Genomic DNA, 17,870 nt, shown 5'->3' with positions numbered 1-17,870 from the left:
TCAAGGGCCAAATGAACAGCCGGCCGCCGGCCGGCCTGGGAGGGAAGGGGGAAGCAACGCCGAAAACAAGATTACAATGTCTCTGAGAGGGGGAATTCGGGCACACCACGTGCACAGGCGAAGAACCGGCTTATAGGCGCAAATAATTTTGATGATAAGGTTAGGAGGCTGTTAATTTATGAATAAAAAGATCAGGCAAATTAGCAAGGTATTACTGGCAGGGGCTTTAACTACGCTATTACTGGCAGGCTGCGGCGGGTCAGGTACAAAAGGCACTGAGGCTACCAGTAAAAATCCGGTGGTAATCCGGGTCGGCTCCACCCTGGCCTCAACCCACCCGGCAACGGTGGCTCTGACAAAAACATTTAAACCGATGGTTGAGGAAGGCTCCAACGGAGCGTTAAAAGTCGAGGTTTACGAAGGCGGCACCCTGGGCGGGGAAAAAGAGCTGTATGACAGCGTACGCAATGGCAATCTGCAAATGTGCGCGGTAGGTACTGTTATGTGGAACGAAGTGGGAAAAATGTCAATTCCCGACTGGCCGTTCCTGTTCCGTGATCTTGACCACGCCCGCGCCGTTTATACCGGAAAAATCGGCGAGGAAATGGCGGCCGACGTCGAGAAGATTTCGAAAGTGCATTTTCTGGGGTGGTATCCGAATGGAGTGCGCGTATTCAGCAGCAATCGCACTATCGCCAGCCTGGAGGATTTTAAAGGCTTACGCCTGAGAATGCCCAACAACCCTATTCATATTCAGGTCGGCAGCCTCCTGGGTGCGAATGTTACCCCCATGCCGATGGGCGAGGTATTTACAGCACTGGAGCAAAAAGTTGTGGACGGTCAGGATAATCCGCTTTCCACCTTTCGCAATGAAGGCTGGTATGAAGTACAGAGCGATATTTTTGAATCAAATCATATGATCACTACAATTGAACTGCTGGCCAGTAATAAATTATACAGTTCCTTGAGCAAGGAACTGGTTGAGCTTATCGAAAAGGCCGCGCTCAAAGCCTCGCAGGAGGCCTGGGATTCGTACGCCAAAAGTATCGCTGATGACAAGAATTTTTTGCAAGAGCACGGCATTAAGATCACTACGCCTAACGCCGCCACCCGTCAGCAGCTGATCACGCTGATGCAGCCTGTTTATGAAAAGCTTTATCAAAAATATGATTGGGCCGAGGATATGGTGCGGCGAATCAGAGACGTAAAAAATTAGATAACCGGGGAAGCGATTAGGAGGAATAGTTATGTCCCGTGCTCTGGATAAGCTGTTTAAAATAGTGGAAATACTCATGGCAACCATGCTGGGATTGATGATACTGTTGGTATTTATGAATGTTATTTTGCGGTATTTTTTCAATTCCAGTATTACCTGGTCAGAGGAAATGGCACGGTATTTGTTTGTTTGGATTATTTATATTGGTGCTATCGGCGCCATGCGCGACAATACGCACCTCGGTGTTGACACCGTTATCCGCCGCCTGCCGCCAGTTTTCCAGAAAACCGGCTATCTCTGCGGACAAGTGCTGATTCTGTTGTTAATGGTATTGCTTTTCCAGGGCAGTTGGGAGCTTACCCTGCTCAATGTTGACAGCAAAGCTTCTGCAACCAATATCCCGCTTACCCTGATCTATGGAATTGGTTTGATAACCAGCTTTTGCATTGCCGTAAATGTGCTTAGTAACTGCTATAAGGCTCTGTTTATACCCGGTTCCCTGAAGCGGTTGCTTAAAATGCACGAGTCTGAAGAAGACATGCTGGTGGAGACAGCGCAGTCAGAGGAGGAAAAATCCTAATGTCCATGTTCATTTTCTTAGTCTCACTCTGTGCTGCCATGGCCATTGGTGTGCCAATCGCCTTCTCACTGCTGTTCAGCGGCGTTTGCCTTATGTTCTATCTTGATGTGTTCGATGCCCAGATTATTGCGCAAAATCTTATGCTTGGCGCCGATAGCTTCGCCATGATGGCAGTGCCCTTTTTCGTCATGGCCGGGGATTTAATGAACCGTGGCGGCCTTACCCAGCGTATTGTCGATGCGGCCCTGGCCCTGGTGGGACACATCCGCGGCGGCCTTGGCTATGTTGCAATTTTAGCCATTGTTATGTTTGCCAGCCTGGTCGGTTCAGCGGTGGCCAGTACGGCGGCACTGGGCGCCATTCTCATACCCATGATGGTAAATGCCGGCTATGACCGCAACCGCTCCACCGCCCTGGTGGCTGCCGGCAACATAGTTTCGCCGATTATGCCGCCCAGCGTGCCAATGATTATTTTTGGCGTAACCGCAGGCGTGTCCATTAGCAAGCTGTTCATCTCCGGTATCATGCCCGGTTTGTATATTTCAGTGGCGCTGGCCGCAACCTGGGCCTGGGTGGCCCGCAAGGACAAGGTGCAGGTATTGCCCCGCAAAAGCGGCCGGGAAATGCTCCAGGCGGTAGGTAAGGCGCTCTGGGCACTGCTCATGCCAGTACTGATTGTGGTGGGGATGCGCGGCGGTATTTTTACCCCCACGGAAGCGGGTGTGGTGGCCGTGGCCTATGCTTTATTTGTCGGCACCTTTGTTTACCGGGCTCTCACTTTCCGGGACTTATTCGAATGCCTGGCCTCTTCCGCCAAAATGACCAGTGTTATTATGTTCCTGGCGGCAGCGGCCATGGTTTCTTCCTGGCTGATGACAATTGGCAATATTCCCGGTCTTGTTTCCGAGATTTTAGAGCCATTTATGCATAGTCCGATTCTGCTCATGCTGATTATTAACCTTGTTGTTATTTTGGTGGGTACAGCTATGGATGTGACGCCTACCATTCTTATTCTGACACCGGTACTGATGCCGATTGTGCGCCAGGCAGGCATTGATCCGGTCTACTTTGGGCTTATATTCGTTATCAACAATGTGATCGGCTTGCTTACACCACCGGTGGGAACAGTGCTTAATGTAGCCTGCGGGGCAGGCAAAATCAGCATGGAAGCCATTGTCAAAGCCATCATTCCCTTCTTCATTGTGGAGTGCATCCTGCTGCTGCTGATGATTTTGTATCCACCGCTGGTCATTGCCCCGCTGAACTGGCTGACAAGATAACCTGAGTGCCCCGGGAGGAGACTGTAGAATGAAACAATTATTAACGAAAAAGCCTTTAGAGCTTGTGATGGGCGACGTACCGCAACCGGCACTGCAAAGTCCCGGCGATGTCCTGGTAAAAATAAAGGCAGCCGGTATTTGCGGCTCTGACGTCCATATTTATCATGGAACCTCACCGGTTGCCACTTACCCGCGCGTTATGGGCCATGAAGTGGTTGGGGTGGTGGCCGAAACCGGCCCTGGTGTCAACCGGGTGAAAACTGGCGACCATGTCATCATTGACCAGGTTATCAGCTGCGGTCATTGCTACCCCTGCAGCATAGGACGCCCTAATGTCTGCTGTCACCTTAACGTACGCGGTGTGCACGTCGATGGCGGCTACCGCGAATATATGGTGGCAGATCAGGCAGCCCTGCATCTTTTGCCGCCAGAGCTGCCGTTTGCTGATGCCATTATGATTGAACCGCTCAGCATTGCTTTTCAGGCTAAAGCCCGGGCCCAGATTACAGCCCAGGATACGGTGCTGGTCTTAGGGGCCGGAGCGCTGGGAAAAAGCTTAATTAAGGCAATTCAGCTCACCGGTTCCACGGTTATTGTGGCTGACATCGTGGAAGAGCGGCTGAACGAAGCCCTCAGGCTAGGGGCTCATCATGCCGTCAATGCCAGCCAACAGGATATGATTGCCGCAGTTCGCAAGCTGACTGGCGGCTATGGACCGACTGTTTCGATTGACGGGGCCGGTGTGGCCGACTCTTTAGCACAGCTGGCCGAGGTCACCTGTAATGCCGGCCGGGTAATCACCATGGCCTTCCTGGACCAGCCTTCGCCAGTTGCCCAGTTAAAAATTACCGCCAAGGAACTGGATATTCGTGGCTCCCGTTTACAATGTCATAAATTTGCCGAGGTCATTGCAGCGTACCGCAACAAGCAACTGGACCTTAGCGGCTTAGTATCTCATATTATCCCCTTCGCTGATGCGCAAAAAGCCTTCGACATGATTGACGCCAAAGACCCCGCCATACAAAAGATTGTCCTGGTTTTTGACTAAGCTCTTATTACCGGGCCAGCTAATACAAATTGGGGCCAGCGAATTCATTTATGCGTCACAGGTCCACGTCAACTATTAGTCTGCCTGCATAGCGTATGGCACTGGTGCAGGCTATGCAGGGCAATGTGGATAAACGCTGTTTACGCCCTTAGAAGACTATGTTACCATGTAAGAAAAACAGTGAAAGGAGTTAAGTGAGAACTTGCGCATAATTGAACGGTTTCCGCAGGAATCGGCCAGAGAATATGTATACAGATTACTAAAAGGAAATATAGTTAATTTAACGCTGCCACCGGGGCAAAGCATTTCCGAGCAGGAGATCGCAGACTATTTGCAGGTGAGCCGTACTCCTGTCCGTGAAGCATTTATCAAGCTGGCTCAGGAAAATCTGCTGGATATTGTACCCCAAAAAGGGACTTATGTTTCCCTTATCGACACGGATCAGGTCGAAGAATCGAAATTTGCCAGAGAAACACTGGAACGGGAAGTTATTCAGGAGGCCTGCCGGGCTTTCCCCGGCGAGGCTCTGTTTGAGCTACAGTCCAACGTTACTCTCCAGGAATTGTGTATAAATGAAAAAAATTATCTTAAATTTTTCGAGCTTGACGAAAGTATGCATGGTACCATTTTTAAAGGCTGTAAGAAAGCGCGGATCTGGTTTATGCTGCAGCAGATGAATGCGCACTATAACCGGGTCAGAATGCTCAATTTAGCTGTAGGCTATGACTGGGACCAGTTGATTCAACAGCATAAAACCCTGCTGCTGGCCATAAGAGCGAAAGATGCACGACTGGCAAAGGCCACAATTGACATTCATTTAAATAAAGTCGTCGTTGACCTTGCTTATCTGCGTCAGCAATATGAGCACTATTTCCTGCCCCTAAAAACGGTTTCTGTAAATATAACCGGCCGTTCAAAACCTTAATCTGCATCGCCAGACGCTGATCACCGATTCACCGCCTGAACCTGGAATATACCAAGAAACCGGATACTAACGGAGGCGAGGAAGCTTAATATGGTAAGTTTACATAGAAGTTCGATAAAAAATAATACCGCCTGGACACAAGCCGGCATAGAAAATATAAATTTTGATTATGACCGAATGCTTGTCCTGACGCGGGAAAATCCGGCCTGGGTACATTTTGGCGCCGGCAATATCTTCCGCGGATTTATTGCCGTATTGCAGCAAACGCTTTTAAATACAGGCCAGGCCCAGACCGGAATCGTTGCTGTCGAAGCCTACGATGCTGAAATAATAAAGAAAATATATACACCTTATGATAATCTGGGCTTACTGGCAATTATGAATGCTGACGGCAGCCTGGAAAAAAAGCTTGTTGCCAGTATCAGCGAAGGTTTAGTCGGCGATCCGGCAGCGGCAGACGACTGGCAGCGGCTAACAACCATATTTACCAAACCATCCTTGCAAATTGTCAGTTTTACCATAACTGAAAAAGGCTATAATCTGAAGGCTGGTGGCGATACTTATGCCGCCGACGTGCTGGCAGACATGGCCAACGGCCCGGAGCAGCCACGAAGTGCTATGGCTAAAGTTACGGCCCTGGCTTATATACGCTACCGGAGCGGCGCCCTGCCGGTTGCGTTCGTTAGTATGGACAACTGTTCTCACAATGGCGACAAACTTCACAACGCCATGGCGGCAATTGCCGGGGAATGGGTAGAAAACGGGCTGGCTGAAACAGGATTCCTTACTTACCTTAACAATCCGCAAATAGTATCTTTCCCCTGGAGCATGATTGATAAAATTACCCCCCGGCCGGCCGCAGGGGTTCAGAAAACCCTGCAGGAAGCCGGTTTTAGCAGCACAGATATTATCTGCACCGGCAAAAATACCTTTATTGCGCCTTTTGTCAATGCGGAAAAACCGGAATATCTGGTTATTGAAGATAAATTTCCCAATGGGCGCCCGCCGTTGGAACAGGCCGGTGTATTTTTCACCGACAGGCAAACAGTAGATCTGGTCGAGAAAATGAAAGTAGGCACCTGCTTAAACCCCTTGCATACGGCATTAGCGATTTTTGGCTGTCTACTGGGGTATACTTTAATTGCCGATGAAATGAAAGATCCGCAGCTGAAAAAATTAGTGGAAAAAATTGGCTATCAGGAAGGGCTGCCGGTAGTGATGAAGCCCGGGATTATGGACCCGGGGGCCTTTATCCGGGAAGTCATTGAAGTAAGATTGCCTAATCCCTATATTCCGGATACGCCCCAGCGCATTGCCACCGACACCTCCCAAAAGGTAGGCGTGCGGTTTGGTGAAACAATTAAGGCCTATACCCTGAAGCCGGATTTAGATCCCCGGCGTCTTGTCTATATACCGCTGGTTATTGCCGGCTGGTGCCGCTATCTGCTGGGCGTCGACGATCAGGGCCGGCCCATGAGTTTAAGCCCTGATCCTTTGCTGGCTAGCCTGGCAGCGGCCGTTGCCGGTATCCGGCTAGGTGAAGCTGAAGGTGCCGGCCAGGCTTTACACCCGCTCCTCGGCCGCGAGGACCTGTTTGGCATTAACCTGTATGAAATAGGGTTGGGAGAAAAAATCGAACATTACTTTGCGGAAATGACAGCGGGAACCGGCGCCGTAAGGTCCGTACTACAAAAATATTTGCCGACAGATTAATTACATCACCTGTACGCCGGCGCAACCAGACTGAATAACCACGGCCCTGGCCGAAACGCCAAAAGAGAGCTTGCCACTACTTGTGCAGCAAGCTCTCTTTTGGTTTTCGGCCAGCCTCCAACCAGACACAGGGACGAAGGTTCCAGCCAGACTACAAGGCGGCAATCCCCCAGATTCTTTTAACATCTGCCGGTGTTGCCAGCCCCCGGCCAATACTTTTGGCGATTGTGACAATCCGCTCAACTAAAGCACGATTCGTTGCCAAAACCCCTTTGGTATAATACACATTATCCTCGATTCCGACCCGGACATGGCCGCCTAAAGCGATCGCCACCGCTGACAAATTGACATGCTGCGGCCCAATAACAGAGACACTCCAGACAGCATCAGCCGGCAAGCTGTCAATGAGAAAAAATAAATTTTTCGCAGTAGCCGGCAAAGATCCCTTTACCCCTAGGACCAGGTTGAATAGCAGCGGCCCTCGCAACAGCCCGGCCTTTTGCAAGCTGACGGCGTTGTTAATCATCGCCACATCAAACACTTCAATTTCCGGTTTAATTTTTTTAGCCAGCATAACCTTTGCCAAATATTCAATAAGCCTGGGCTCGTTAGCGTTAATACTGGCCGGAAAATTAGAAGACCCTGTCGCCAGGCTGGCTGATTCAGGGTTCAGCGTCAGCGGCTCGGCCCGGGCTTCACCAGTCTTGCCGCCCCGGGCGCCGGTGGAAAGCTGTTTGATAATCGGGCAGCCGGCCGCATGGAGGAGCTTCACCGTTTCGGCAAAACAGGCAACCTCACAAGTAGGCTGCTCTTGCTCATCCCGGGCGTGGATGTGGGCAACAGCAGCCCCCTCTGCATAGCAGGCGATAATATCCTTGGCTATTTCCGCCGCCGTTACCGGGACATAAGGTGTCATAGCTTTGGTTGGCACATTGCCGGTCGGGGCAATTGTAATAATTAATTTTTCCATATGCTCATCCCTTTTACTTAAACTGGCCTATATTTTTTTCAAATTCTCTAAACCCGGCCACCATGGCGGCAATCAGCTCATCGGCCTGCTCTTTGGTAATGATGAGCGGCGGCGCCAGCAGAAACTGGTCCCCGTTTTCCCCGTCCGCATTGCCTGTGCCCGGATAGACAATTACCCCCTGTCTGAGCAACGCGACTGCCAGCTTTTCAGCCATACCCATCGCCACCGGAAACGGCTCTTTCGTCTTTTTATCCCTGACAATTTCAACGCCAAGCAACAAGCCTTTGCCCCGTACGTCGCCAACAAAAGCGAACGGCAATAATTTCGCCTGCATTTGAGCCAGTAAATAGTCACCAATGGTCCGGGAGTTTTCTGCGATGTTGTCTGCAACCAAAGCTTTAACCACCGCGAGTGCGACTGCCGCCGATAAGGGATTGCCGCCATAGGTGTGGCCATGCACAAACACGCCTGACCCCTGTTTAAACGCATCGTAGATCTCCTGCCTGGCGATTACGGCGCCCAGGGGAGAATAACCGGCACTCATCCCCTTGGCGGCACAAATCATATCAGGCACCACACCCCAGTCGGCAATGCTGAACATGGAGCCGGTGCGGCCAAAACCAGCCATTACCTCGTCATCAATCAGCAAGATATCATAATGATCGCAAATCTGGCGGATAATTTTAAAATAATCTTTATGGGGGACAATCGCGCCGCAGGCTGCACCGCCCACCGGCTCGGCAATAAAGGCGGCAACAGATTCGGCCCCTTCCATTTTAACGGCCCGCTCCAAATCCAGAGCGCAATCCACCTGACAGGTTTCCTGGCATTTGCCGAAAGGACAGCGATAACAATAGGCTGGGGCAATATGGGGAAAATTGAGCAGCAAGGGTGTGTATTGTTTACGGCGTTTATCACCGGTCATTGACAGGGAGCCGATTGTATTGCCATGAAAGCTCTTCCAGCGGGAAATAATGCGGTATTTTGCGCTCTGTCCATCCCGTTCTACAAAGTAACCACGGGCCATTTTTAGGGCTGCCTCCGTCGCTTCCGAGCCGCCGGATACCAAATACAGCTTATTCAGAGAAGCCGGTGCCAACGCCGCTACCAGATCCGCTAATTCCTGAATAGGCTTTGATGTCCAACGGGACAAATGGCTGAAGGCCACTTTCCGGGCCTGCTCGGCCATCGCCGCCAGCACCCCCGGGTGGGCATGCCCAAGGTTGGCCACAGCCGCACCGGCACAGGCATCAATATACTTATTACCGGCAGTATCATACAAATAAATGCCTTCCCCGTAGTCGACCTCCAGGTACTCTTTATTTACCGCCCGATAAAACACATTACTCATTTACTCCTCATCCCTTTTCTTTTAGCTTTAATTACTTTATACTCTGCAAGCAAGAGTATGCAAAAACAGCAATCAGGTAACATTATTTCGGCCTTGTTTAAATACTTTAGTGCGCAGTATATAGACTAATTTCCGGCAATAGTATATCATGAAACTATTAATTAAAATAATGATTATTTTATATGCTATTAATCATTTATAGAGATAGTTAGAAAGGAGCAGCAGAATATGGAACTACGTCAATTACAAATTTTTTACGCTGCGGCCCAGACACTTAATTTTACCAAGGCCGGCCTAAAACTGGGTTATGCCCAGTCCAACATCACCGGGCAAATCCGTCAGCTTGAAGACGAGCTGCAGGTGAAGTTATTTGAACGGATGGGCCGTGGTATCCAGCTCACGCACGACGGCCAAAAATTTCTTGAGAATGTAAAACATATTCTTGATCTATGCACCAAAGCCAAGGGCGAGTTTTTGCCGCAGGTTGTCCGCGGCGTCCTGAATATTGGTGCCGCCGAAACGGTTTGCGTATACCGGCTTCCCCAAATTCTGACTGAGTACCGCAAACTTTATCCCCAGGTCGAGATCCGGGTACAGACAGAAAGCTGTGAGCATTTTTTCGAATTAATCAAGGCCAGCACCATCGATGTGGCCTTAGTGCTGACCGATTCAGTCAAAGCCCCGGAAATGACGGTACGAACATTACACGACGAACAATTGACAGCAGTGGCAAGTCCCTTTCACCCGCTGGCCCGGCAGAAAAAAATTACCCCGCAGGCTTTGGCCGGTCACTGCCTGATAACGACATTGCCCGGCTGCGGCTACCGGCCTTTAATTCTGGCCATGTTTAAAGAGCAGGCGGTCAAACCTGGTGCAGTTATGGAACTATCCAGCATCGGTGCGATCAGACAGTGTACTATTTGTGGGTTAGGGATTGCGTTTTTGCCGAAAATTGCGGTCACCGACGATATCGATCGCAATAACCTGCTTGAATTGGACTGGTGCGGACCGGCGTTTAAGGTACGGACACAATTAATCTACCATCGTGAGAAATGGCTGACACCGGCGATGCGGGCCTTTATAGAACTGGCCGGCGCCAATCCCTACTCACCTGACAGCAGAGATGCCGTGTAAAAGGTCATGCCCATAAATTCCATGGCCTCTTTTCAGCAGGTTAGGCTTGCATGGAGTTGAATTGTTTAGGGGCGTCGGGGTTGCCGAAAAACCGGTTCAGCAGCAAAGCGACAAAGGTATTGCCGAATACATTGACGACCGTCCGGCCCATATCCATAAGGCGGTCCACACCGGCAAGAATTGCAATCGCTTCTGCCGGCAGCCCAATCGTAGTCAGGATAACGGCCATGACGACAAGGGAAGCTGAGGGGACATTAGCCGTCCCCTTGTTGGCAATCAGAGTGGTAATGAGAATAGTCGCCAGGGCCGGCATTGTCAGCTCCAGGCCATAAGCATCAGCAATAAAGCAGATCGCCAGCGATTGATATAAAGCCGACCCGTCAAGATTAAACGTATAGCCCAGCGGCAGGCAAAAAGCCGGTATCTTAGTAGGGATACCCATCTTTTCCAGCTGTTTTAACAAGATGGGTAAGGCCGGCTCGGAAGAACAGGTGGCAAAACCCAACAATAAGGCATCGGCTATTGTTTTTACCATTTTAATCGGATTATAGCCCAGCAAGGCAACCAGTACCATAAATATTACGCCAAAGACGAACAGTCCCACATATAAAGTGAAGATTAACTTGGATAAAGCAATAAGCATCGTCTTGCCCTGCGAGGCAAAAACCCAGGCAATAATGCAGGCCACTGCCACTGGCGTCACCCGTAAAATACCATTGACAATTTTTATTGTCGCTTCAAATAATGTGTCCAGAATATCGACAATTGGCTTGGCTTTGTCCTTCATCGTCCCCAGAGCCACCCCCAAGGCAATGCAAAAGGTTAAAAAGGGCAAAATTTTGCCGGCGGCGGCAGTTGCCACAACATTATCAGGAATCATATCTAAGAAAAACGCCACCCAATTAATCGATGTTGCCAAATCTTTGGGGATTACACCGGTGGCCGCCATTTCTACCCCTATTCCCGGATGAAAAACCTGATTAAGAGCAATCCCCAGCAACGAGGCCAGGCCGGTAGCAATATAAAACCAGGAGAAAGTAACAAATGCCATCTTCCCCAACTGCCTCATATCGCTGGCCATATGATAAATACCCAAAGTGACCGCCGATAACACCAGGGGAATGATAATCATCTTAATGGATTTTATAAATGCTGTTCCCACCGGGGCCAGTGTTTTGCCAAAATCTGGCCAGAAATTTCCCACTATGGCGCCGATAATCAACCCCGCTATCATTTGCTGCCACAACGGAACCCTGGCCTCCAGTTTGTCAAAGAAACCCCTTTGCTTTTTACTTACAGGCTCCTGACATTGAATGCTGCTCATCTTCCAAACTCCTCTCATAATTTAAGATTTAATTACATAATCCGGCCTTTTGGACGCCCCCAAGCGCACATCACCCCCCGGCAGCCGCATCTGCCTCTAAACAAAAAAGACCCTTTCACAATGAAAGAGTCTGCTTTGACTACTTATAAATTGACGTTTGCTAATCCCGGGACAGCAAACGCAAGTATGAAAATTTCTCTGGGCACAGTATAACACGCCCTGATCATTATTAAAAATCACCATTAATGATCACAGCTATCATTAGTGGTGATCATCCCGCCGCCAGATGACGGCTAACCTATGACCGGGCAGCAAAAAAGAGCTGGCCCCAGAATACAGGCCAAGCTCTTTATCCGCTGTTCTCAGTCCAACCTATTCCAGTATGTGCTTCCGCTGGGTAAACCAGGAAAAAAAGCTCCCTGCCAAAATGACTGACAAGCTTGCTGCTATTCCTGTATATAGCGGATTGACCGACAGTGCCAGCAGAGAATAACCGGCAATAGAGAAGAGTGTGCTTACAAGCATGGAAGAAATCGCCCACTTACGCTTTAAAACTCCCGGCAAAAACACGGCCAGCGTGAGCGGCAAAAATACGCCCGCCCCCCGCAAAGCCATGGACAGGTAATTCCAGCTTAACACAAAGGACTGCAGATTAGCCAGTGCTGTCAGCATGGCCCCAGTCGCGATTACGACAATTGTGCCGCGGTTAATCCAGAGTAAGCTGCGGTTGCCGCTGACACCAAACACACCATGAAAGATGTCACGGGCTACCATCGTGGCAATCCCCAGCAACAGACCGGCAATTGAGCCCACTACCGAGATTAGCAGCCCGGCCAGACCAATACCGCCAAGCCAGGCCGGCATATGGTGCAGCAGATACATCGGCAAGGCGTCAATCGGCAGAATATCGGGATAGTTAACCCGCATAAACATACCGATGGCCACTGACGGCAAGCCTACCGGAATGGTTATCACTGCCGCTGTACAGGTGCCGATCAGGGCCGTCTGCGAGTCACGGGCGGCAAATATCGCCTGGATATAGGTCTGGGTGCAGATAATGCCGACAATCAGTGAAAACACATTGCCCAGCCCGCCCCAGATATCAGTCCCGAACAGACTGAACCATACCGGCGAGGGAAACACGGCAGTCAGGCTTGGCATCTGCTGCAAAAACTGCAAGGCATACCAGCCGGCGGAAAACAGGGTAACATAAATGATGCCCACCTTCATCAGCCCCGATAGGCCGGTTCCCTGCAGGCCCCCCCAGAAAACATAAGCCGCTACCAGCAGCACGGTAACCACGGCCGCCTGCCAGGACCCCAGCCCAAAAAGGGTTGTCAACAAATGAATGCCGGCCAGACTGCTGGCCACGATGCTGAAGAAAATGCCGACAGAGGAAATTATACTTGTCAAAGGCCCGATGGGCCGCCCATAGTTCAGGACAAGATACTGCGAGATCGTCTCCAGCCCGGTATTCCGCAAGGGGCTGGCATAAAAAAAACCCATCACTAAAAAACCGATACCGGACCCCAGGGTAAACCACCAGGCTGACAAGCCGGCTGAATAGGCCAGCTGGGTCGTGCCGATGGTAGCGGCACCGCCAATAATTGTGCCGGCAATAGTTCCCGATACCAGGGCCGGTCCGGCGGAACGCCCGCCAAGACTAAATGCTTCTGCCGACTGTACACGGCGCGCCGAATAAAGACCAACCGCAAACACGGCTATAATGGTAACCAAAAAGCCCACCAGGTGTATCGTAGTAAAATTCATAGTAACCCTCCGCTGAAATACCATTGACGACAAGCATAGTTCTTGCGTATGATTGTAACAAGTCTACTACCATACGTAAAATACTAAATACAACCACTAACTATACCGTTCAGGTATGCCGGAGGACATTATGAATCTTCAAGACATGCAGTATTTCCTGGCTATTATCGAAGAGGGGAGTATCACCGCAGCCGCCAAGAGGCTGCATATCGCCCAGCCGCCGCTAAGCAGGCAAATGAAACAACTGGAAGCCCAGCTTGGCGTGCAGCTGTTTGAACGGGGCCGGCGCCGGATAAAAGTCACCGAAGCCGGCAATCTGCTGCGGCACCGGGCGGAGCAGATACTGGAATTAACTACTAATACCATCCGGGAATTAAAGGAGTTTGACACCGGCGTGCGCGGAACCCTGTCAATCGGCGCCGTTACCTCCTCCTGGGTCACACTTTTGCCTGATCTGATCCACACCTTCCGGGACCGCTACCCCCATGTGCGCTTTCGCCTGCGGGAGGGGGAAAGCCGGCGGATTACCGAGCTGCTGGACAAAGGCATCGTTGATCTGGGCATGGTACGGGTTCCGGTTGACACGGAAGTCTATGAATCGATTGAACTGCCCAAGGAGCCGCTTATTATTGCCTTCCGGTCCGGTTACAGCAGCCTTGGCGACGGCGATAAGCCGGAGGTTAATCTGGCCGAGCTGGCGGGTAAACCGTTAATGATTCACCGCAAATACAAACACATGCTAACCGAGCACTGCCACCAGGCTGGTTTTACACCTGAAATTCTTTGTGAAAGCGACGATGTTCTGCCCCTGTTAGCCTGGGCCACCGCCGCTATCGGTATAGCCGTCGTCCCGCGCTCGGCCGTAAGTCTCGTGCCCAGCGCCGACCTGCTGACCAAAGTAATCGTCAACCCGGCCCTGGAAACAGCGGCGGCCCTCATCTGGGTTCGCAACCGCTTTCTCTCCGCAACGGCCCGGCATTTTTTATCCTTATTTACTTCCCTGCAGGGATAAAAATAGTTATAACACCAAAAAGCGCAGGGGATCCACAGCCGTCCCCTTTACTCTGACTTCATAATGAACATGGGGCCCTGTACTTTTCCCGGTACTGCCAAGATAAGCAATAATCTGGCCCTTGCTGACCCTTTGCCCAACAGTTACCACCAGGCGTGAATTATGACCGTAAATGGTCGAAATACCCTCGCCATGATCGATCTGAACAACATTGCCATAGCCGTCAGACCACTCGCTGCGGGCAACCACGCCGTCTGCGGTAGCAACCACCGGTGTACCGGCATTGTTGGCAATATCAATGCCCGGATGCACTTCACTGCCAATGCCCCCCGGCGAACTGCGGCCGCCAAAGCCGGAGGTAACGGCGCCGCTTGTTGGCCAAATCGTAGGCTTATTCGCTAAGCGGTCATTACTCCTCGCCATGCTTTCAACAGCCTCGACCTGCCTGCCGCCACTATACCGGTCAGATTCCACCCCTACTGCCGGCCCACTGACAGCACTTAATGGCTGCTGATCATTGGCCGCGCGGCCTGCCAGAACTATACTAAATACCACTGCCAGCGGGAGCACCCATCTGACAGCAATATGTTTTATCCACCGTTTGCCGGCCTTCCGCTTACTAGCACTTATCATTTGTCGAATGCGCATATGTTCTTTCCCCCTTACAGGCCCAGCCTCTCTATATTATAGCGGAAAGTCCACCCTGGCGGCAACACTTGACGCCAGCGGGGAAAAGTGAGAACATAGTATCGGTGCTAGTCAATCAGTACTGGAGATGATCTGTGTGAAAAAATTTTCCCGCAAGTATCGCCTGCTCACGGTATTCAGTGCCCTGTTGCTTCCCCTGGCGCTCCTGGCAGCAAGCAGCTGCAATCTGCTGCCGGCCTCATTTTTGCAGCAGTACCTGCCTCCCCGCCCGCCTGCCAGCCTAACAGCGGTACCTGTTAGTACGATAAATAAGTCAATCCAGCTCGTCCGGCCCGGCACGGTCGAAACCACGGCCCTTGTCCCGGTCATTGCCGAACTCGCCGGTTACCTCAGTGAGCTATATGTAACAGAAGGCCAGGCCGTTAAAGCCGGCCAGCCGCTGCTTAAGCTCCGGCCAGCGGCCGAACCGGCAGCAGCGCCAGCCGGGCAGGACGCCCAGAGTAATTATGAACAGGCCTTGAGAGAATTTAACCGTGATCAGAAACTATACGAAATCGGGGCAATCCCCAAGCGGCAGCTGGAGCTTGCCACTGCCAAACTCCAACAGGCGAAAGCCGGTGTAACCGCGTCGCCGAATACACTGCCGGCTGCCGGCACCACCTTCAACGCCCCGGTCAGCGGCATCGTATCCGGTCTGCCTGTTCCCGGAAAAACGGTGCAGGCCGGGCAACAGCTGCTCGTTTTAGGGAGTGGCCAGGAAGTGGAGGTTGTGGTTCAGCTTAACCAGAATGACTTGTATCTGGTCCATTTAGGCACACCGGTTACGGTAGAGGCCGGGCAACAGCCAATACCAGGGCAGGTTGCCCGCATCTATCCCCAAGTCACAGACAACCAAATCCCGGCCTTCCTGGCCCACCTTGCTCTCACCCCGCCCCCGGCCGGCTTACTCCAGCCCGGCATGTCGGTTACGGTTCGCATCGACACAGGCGCCGCTGCCACCGTACCTGCCGTTCCCTCCTCCGCCATAGTCCGGGACGATCAGGGGCAAAGCTTTATTTACCTCGCGGCCAACGGCAAAGCGGTGCGCCAGCAAATAACAACGGGGGAAACAAGCGGCGAGTTAACAGAAATAACCTCCGCCCTCCCGCCGGAAAGTATGGTTATAGCTGCCCCTGCGGACGAAATAAGCGATGGTGCTGCCATCACCGTAATTCAATAATCATAGCTCAGGCGCAAGACCGCTCTGGAGCTGAAGTTTACTGCCGTCGGCTTGTACCGTAAAAAAGTGAGATTACCCACGTTATGTGGATAATCTCACTTTATTATTGCTTACAAACTTAACTTGACTTTAATCCGCTCAATCGCTTCCTTAGTACTCTCCTGGCTGCCGAAAGCGGTAAGCCGGAAATAACCCTCGCCGGCCGGACCGAAGCCGGCGCCCGGGGTACCGACGATGTGGGCATCTGTCAGGAGCTTGTCGAAGAAGGACCAGGAGTCATAGCCTTGGGGTGTTTTAAGCCAGATATACGGAGCATTGACCCCGCCGAAAACATCCAGGCCAATGCTCTTTAAGCCGTCGCGGATGGTTTTGGCATTAGCCATGTAATAGCTGATCAGCTCTTTGATCTGCTGTTGGCCTTCCGGAGTATATACGGCTTCGGCCCCTTTTTGAATTATGTAGGGGACACCGTTAAATTTGGTGGTCTGACGGCGGTTCCACAGGCTGTTTAAGGGGTATTGACTGCCATCGGCAGTAAAGGCCATAACGCTTTTCGGCACTACCGTAAAGGCGCAGCGGGTGCCGGTAAAGCCGGCATTTTTGGAGAAGGTTCTAAACTCAATGGCCACGTCCTTGGCACCCTCGATCTCATAAATACTATGAGGCACTCCCGGTTCCTGAATATAGGCTTCATAAGCGGCGTCATAAAGAATGATGGACCCATTGGCCTTGGCATAATCGACCCATTTCTTCAATTCGGCCTTGGACAAGGTGGTGCCGGTCGGATTATTAGGATAGCAGAGGTAAATAATATCCACTTTTTCCTCAGGCAGGGCGGGGATAAAATTGTTGCCGGCATTGCAGGTCAGATAGGTTACACCGGCAAATTTGCCGCTGCTGAGCTGACCGGAGCGGCCAGCCATAACATTGGTGTCCAGATACACTGGATATACCGGGTCAGTAATGGCCACTTTGTTATTAACACCGAAAATCTCCTGGATATTGCCGACATCGCTCTTAGAGCCGTCGCTTACGAAAACTTCGTCAACAGCAAGGGTTACGCCCAGTGTCTCGTAGTCGGTTTTAATAATTTTTTCTATCAAAAAGGCATAGCCTTGCTCCGGGCCATAGCCGCGGAAGGTTCTGGCATCAGCCATTTCGTCAACCGCAGCATGCAGTCCTTTAATTACCGCCTCAGGCAAGGGTTTGGTCACATCACCAATCCCAAGTCTGATAATATTTGCCTTGGGATTATCGTCTTTGAATGTTGCGACCCGCTTTGCTATTTCAGCAAACAAATAGCTTCCAGGCAATTTTAGATAATTTTCATTAATTACGGCCATGCTTTGAAACTCCTCTCTTGTTTAAATCATCTGGCAGATTTTAAATTATTCCCCAAAATACCAGCGTCAATGCAGCTAGTACCTTGCGTCACCTAACTATTTGGATTAGATAGCAGTCTTTTTCCGTCCTGCGTCGTTGTCGTCGCCTTACATATGTCCGATATGCGCGGCTCCTCCGCCTAGCAGGGCGAAAAAATCCTTGCTAGCTAATCTCAAATTTTAAGTGACGCAAGATACTAGTAACTGATATTTGGTATTATATTCTGCTATATATATTTTTTTCCTTCATGGTCAGGCAAAAAAAAAGCTGCTGCCACCGTATTTTGCAACCTGGTGG

General features: G+C 51.0%; 15 protein-coding genes. 9 read left to right on the top strand and 6 right to left on the bottom strand.

Features of this window, described 5'->3' with window-relative positions:
- Positions 1–178 precede the first annotated feature (178 nt).
- The 6 genes from SPTER_RS22665 (at position 179) to SPTER_RS22640 (ending at position 6,762) form a co-directional block, all read left to right on the top strand.
- Positions 179–1,216, top strand: coding sequence for a TRAP transporter substrate-binding protein (locus tag SPTER_RS22665; protein WP_144352458.1), 1,038 nt, complete (start codon positions 179–181; stop codon positions 1,214–1,216).
- Between the two features lie 31 nt (positions 1,217–1,247).
- A complete protein-coding gene (locus SPTER_RS22660; protein ID WP_144352457.1) occupies positions 1,248–1,796 on the top strand; it encodes a TRAP transporter small permease in 549 nt (182 codons plus the stop codon).
- The gene (locus SPTER_RS22655; RefSeq protein WP_144352456.1) at positions 1,796–3,076 is read left to right on the top strand and encodes a TRAP transporter large permease; all 1,281 of its coding nucleotides are present in this window, start codon (positions 1,796–1,798) and stop codon (positions 3,074–3,076) included. Before SPTER_RS22660 ends, SPTER_RS22655 begins: the two co-directional genes overlap by 1 nt.
- 28 nt (positions 3,077–3,104) lie before the next feature.
- Positions 3,105–4,124, top strand: a complete 1,020-nt coding sequence (locus SPTER_RS22650; protein ID WP_144352455.1) for a zinc-binding alcohol dehydrogenase family protein — start codon at positions 3,105–3,107, stop codon at positions 4,122–4,124.
- A 202-nt stretch (positions 4,125–4,326) separates the two neighbouring features.
- The gene (locus SPTER_RS22645) at positions 4,327–5,049 is read left to right on the top strand and encodes a GntR family transcriptional regulator (protein WP_144352454.1); all 723 of its coding nucleotides are present in this window, start codon (positions 4,327–4,329) and stop codon (positions 5,047–5,049) included.
- A 90-nt stretch (positions 5,050–5,139) separates the two neighbouring features.
- Entirely contained in the window at positions 5,140–6,762 is a 1,623-nt protein-coding gene (locus SPTER_RS22640; RefSeq protein ID WP_144352453.1) for a mannitol dehydrogenase family protein, read from the top strand.
- A 151-nt stretch (positions 6,763–6,913) separates the two neighbouring features.
- Here the strand turns inward: SPTER_RS22640 and SPTER_RS22635 are convergent, their stop codons facing one another.
- Positions 6,914–7,732 (bottom strand): beta-keto acid cleavage family enzyme, encoded by an 819-nt coding sequence (locus SPTER_RS22635; protein WP_144352452.1) that lies wholly within the window; start codon positions 7,730–7,732, stop codon positions 6,914–6,916.
- Between the two features lie 13 nt (positions 7,733–7,745).
- Entirely contained in the window at positions 7,746–9,083 is a 1,338-nt protein-coding gene (locus SPTER_RS22630; RefSeq protein WP_144352451.1) for an aspartate aminotransferase family protein, read from the bottom strand.
- Positions 9,084–9,311: 228 nt separating this feature from the next.
- Between SPTER_RS22630 and SPTER_RS22625 the strand changes: the two genes are divergently transcribed.
- Positions 9,312–10,217 (top strand): LysR family transcriptional regulator, encoded by a 906-nt coding sequence (locus SPTER_RS22625; protein ID WP_144352450.1) that lies wholly within the window; start codon positions 9,312–9,314, stop codon positions 10,215–10,217.
- 40 nt (positions 10,218–10,257) lie between these two features.
- Here SPTER_RS22625 and SPTER_RS22620 read toward each other — a convergent pair whose 3' ends face one another.
- Positions 10,258–11,541 (bottom strand): dicarboxylate/amino acid:cation symporter, encoded by a 1,284-nt coding sequence (locus SPTER_RS22620; RefSeq protein WP_144352449.1) that lies wholly within the window; start codon positions 11,539–11,541, stop codon positions 10,258–10,260.
- Positions 11,542–11,913: 372 nt separating this feature from the next.
- Complete coding sequence (locus tag SPTER_RS22615) at positions 11,914–13,311, bottom strand: sodium:solute symporter family protein (protein WP_144352448.1); 1,398 nt, start codon at positions 13,309–13,311, stop codon at positions 11,914–11,916.
- 130 nt (positions 13,312–13,441) lie between these two features.
- Here SPTER_RS22615 and SPTER_RS22610 point away from each other — a divergent pair, with 130 nt between their 5' ends.
- Complete coding sequence (locus SPTER_RS22610; RefSeq protein WP_144352447.1) at positions 13,442–14,323, top strand: LysR family transcriptional regulator; 882 nt, start codon at positions 13,442–13,444, stop codon at positions 14,321–14,323.
- Positions 14,324–14,329: 6 nt separating this feature from the next.
- Here SPTER_RS22610 and SPTER_RS26005 read toward each other — a convergent pair whose 3' ends face one another.
- Positions 14,330–14,971 (bottom strand): M23 family metallopeptidase, encoded by a 642-nt coding sequence (locus SPTER_RS26005; protein ID WP_144352446.1) that lies wholly within the window; start codon positions 14,969–14,971, stop codon positions 14,330–14,332.
- A 127-nt stretch (positions 14,972–15,098) separates the two neighbouring features.
- Between SPTER_RS26005 and SPTER_RS22600 the strand changes: the two genes are divergently transcribed.
- Positions 15,099–16,190, top strand: coding sequence for an efflux RND transporter periplasmic adaptor subunit (locus SPTER_RS22600; protein WP_246105403.1), 1,092 nt, complete (start codon positions 15,099–15,101; stop codon positions 16,188–16,190).
- A 110-nt stretch (positions 16,191–16,300) separates the two neighbouring features.
- Here the strand turns inward: SPTER_RS22600 and SPTER_RS22595 are convergent, their stop codons facing one another.
- A complete protein-coding gene (locus tag SPTER_RS22595; RefSeq protein ID WP_144352444.1) occupies positions 16,301–17,533 on the bottom strand; it encodes an LL-diaminopimelate aminotransferase in 1,233 nt (410 codons plus the stop codon).
- Positions 17,534–17,870: the final 337 nt, after the last annotated feature.

Source organism: Sporomusa termitida (assembly GCF_007641255.1).
Taxonomy (GTDB): Bacteria; Bacillota; Negativicutes; order Sporomusales; family Sporomusaceae; genus Sporomusa; species Sporomusa termitida.
The sequence above is the reverse complement of the archived record's forward strand: the minus strand, read 5'-3'. Positions and strand labels throughout refer to the sequence as shown.

Coding starts and splice junctions, on each gene's coding strand:
- SPTER_RS22615 (WP_144352448.1), bottom strand. CDS start 13,311: ATGAATTTTACTACGATACACCTGGTGGGCTTTTTGGTTACCATTATA.
- SPTER_RS22610 (WP_144352447.1), top strand. CDS start 13,442: ATGAATCTTCAAGACATGCAGTATTTCCTGGCTATTATCGAAGAGGGG.
- SPTER_RS22635 (WP_144352452.1), bottom strand. CDS start 7,732: ATGGAAAAATTAATTATTACAATTGCCCCGACCGGCAATGTGCCAACC.
- SPTER_RS22640 (WP_144352453.1), top strand. CDS start 5,140: ATGGTAAGTTTACATAGAAGTTCGATAAAAAATAATACCGCCTGGACA.
- SPTER_RS22600 (WP_246105403.1), top strand. CDS start 15,099: ATGATCTGTGTGAAAAAATTTTCCCGCAAGTATCGCCTGCTCACGGTA.
- SPTER_RS22650 (WP_144352455.1), top strand. CDS start 3,105: ATGAAACAATTATTAACGAAAAAGCCTTTAGAGCTTGTGATGGGCGAC.
- SPTER_RS22665 (WP_144352458.1), top strand. CDS start 179: ATGAATAAAAAGATCAGGCAAATTAGCAAGGTATTACTGGCAGGGGCT.
- SPTER_RS22625 (WP_144352450.1), top strand. CDS start 9,312: ATGGAACTACGTCAATTACAAATTTTTTACGCTGCGGCCCAGACACTT.
- SPTER_RS22595 (WP_144352444.1), bottom strand. CDS start 17,533: ATGGCCGTAATTAATGAAAATTATCTAAAATTGCCTGGAAGCTATTTG.
- SPTER_RS22660 (WP_144352457.1), top strand. CDS start 1,248: ATGTCCCGTGCTCTGGATAAGCTGTTTAAAATAGTGGAAATACTCATG.
- SPTER_RS22620 (WP_144352449.1), bottom strand. CDS start 11,541: ATGAGCAGCATTCAATGTCAGGAGCCTGTAAGTAAAAAGCAAAGGGGT.
- SPTER_RS22630 (WP_144352451.1), bottom strand. CDS start 9,083: ATGAGTAATGTGTTTTATCGGGCGGTAAATAAAGAGTACCTGGAGGTC.
- SPTER_RS22655 (WP_144352456.1), top strand. CDS start 1,796: ATGTCCATGTTCATTTTCTTAGTCTCACTCTGTGCTGCCATGGCCATT.
- SPTER_RS26005 (WP_144352446.1), bottom strand. CDS start 14,971: ATGCGCATTCGACAAATGATAAGTGCTAGTAAGCGGAAGGCCGGCAAA.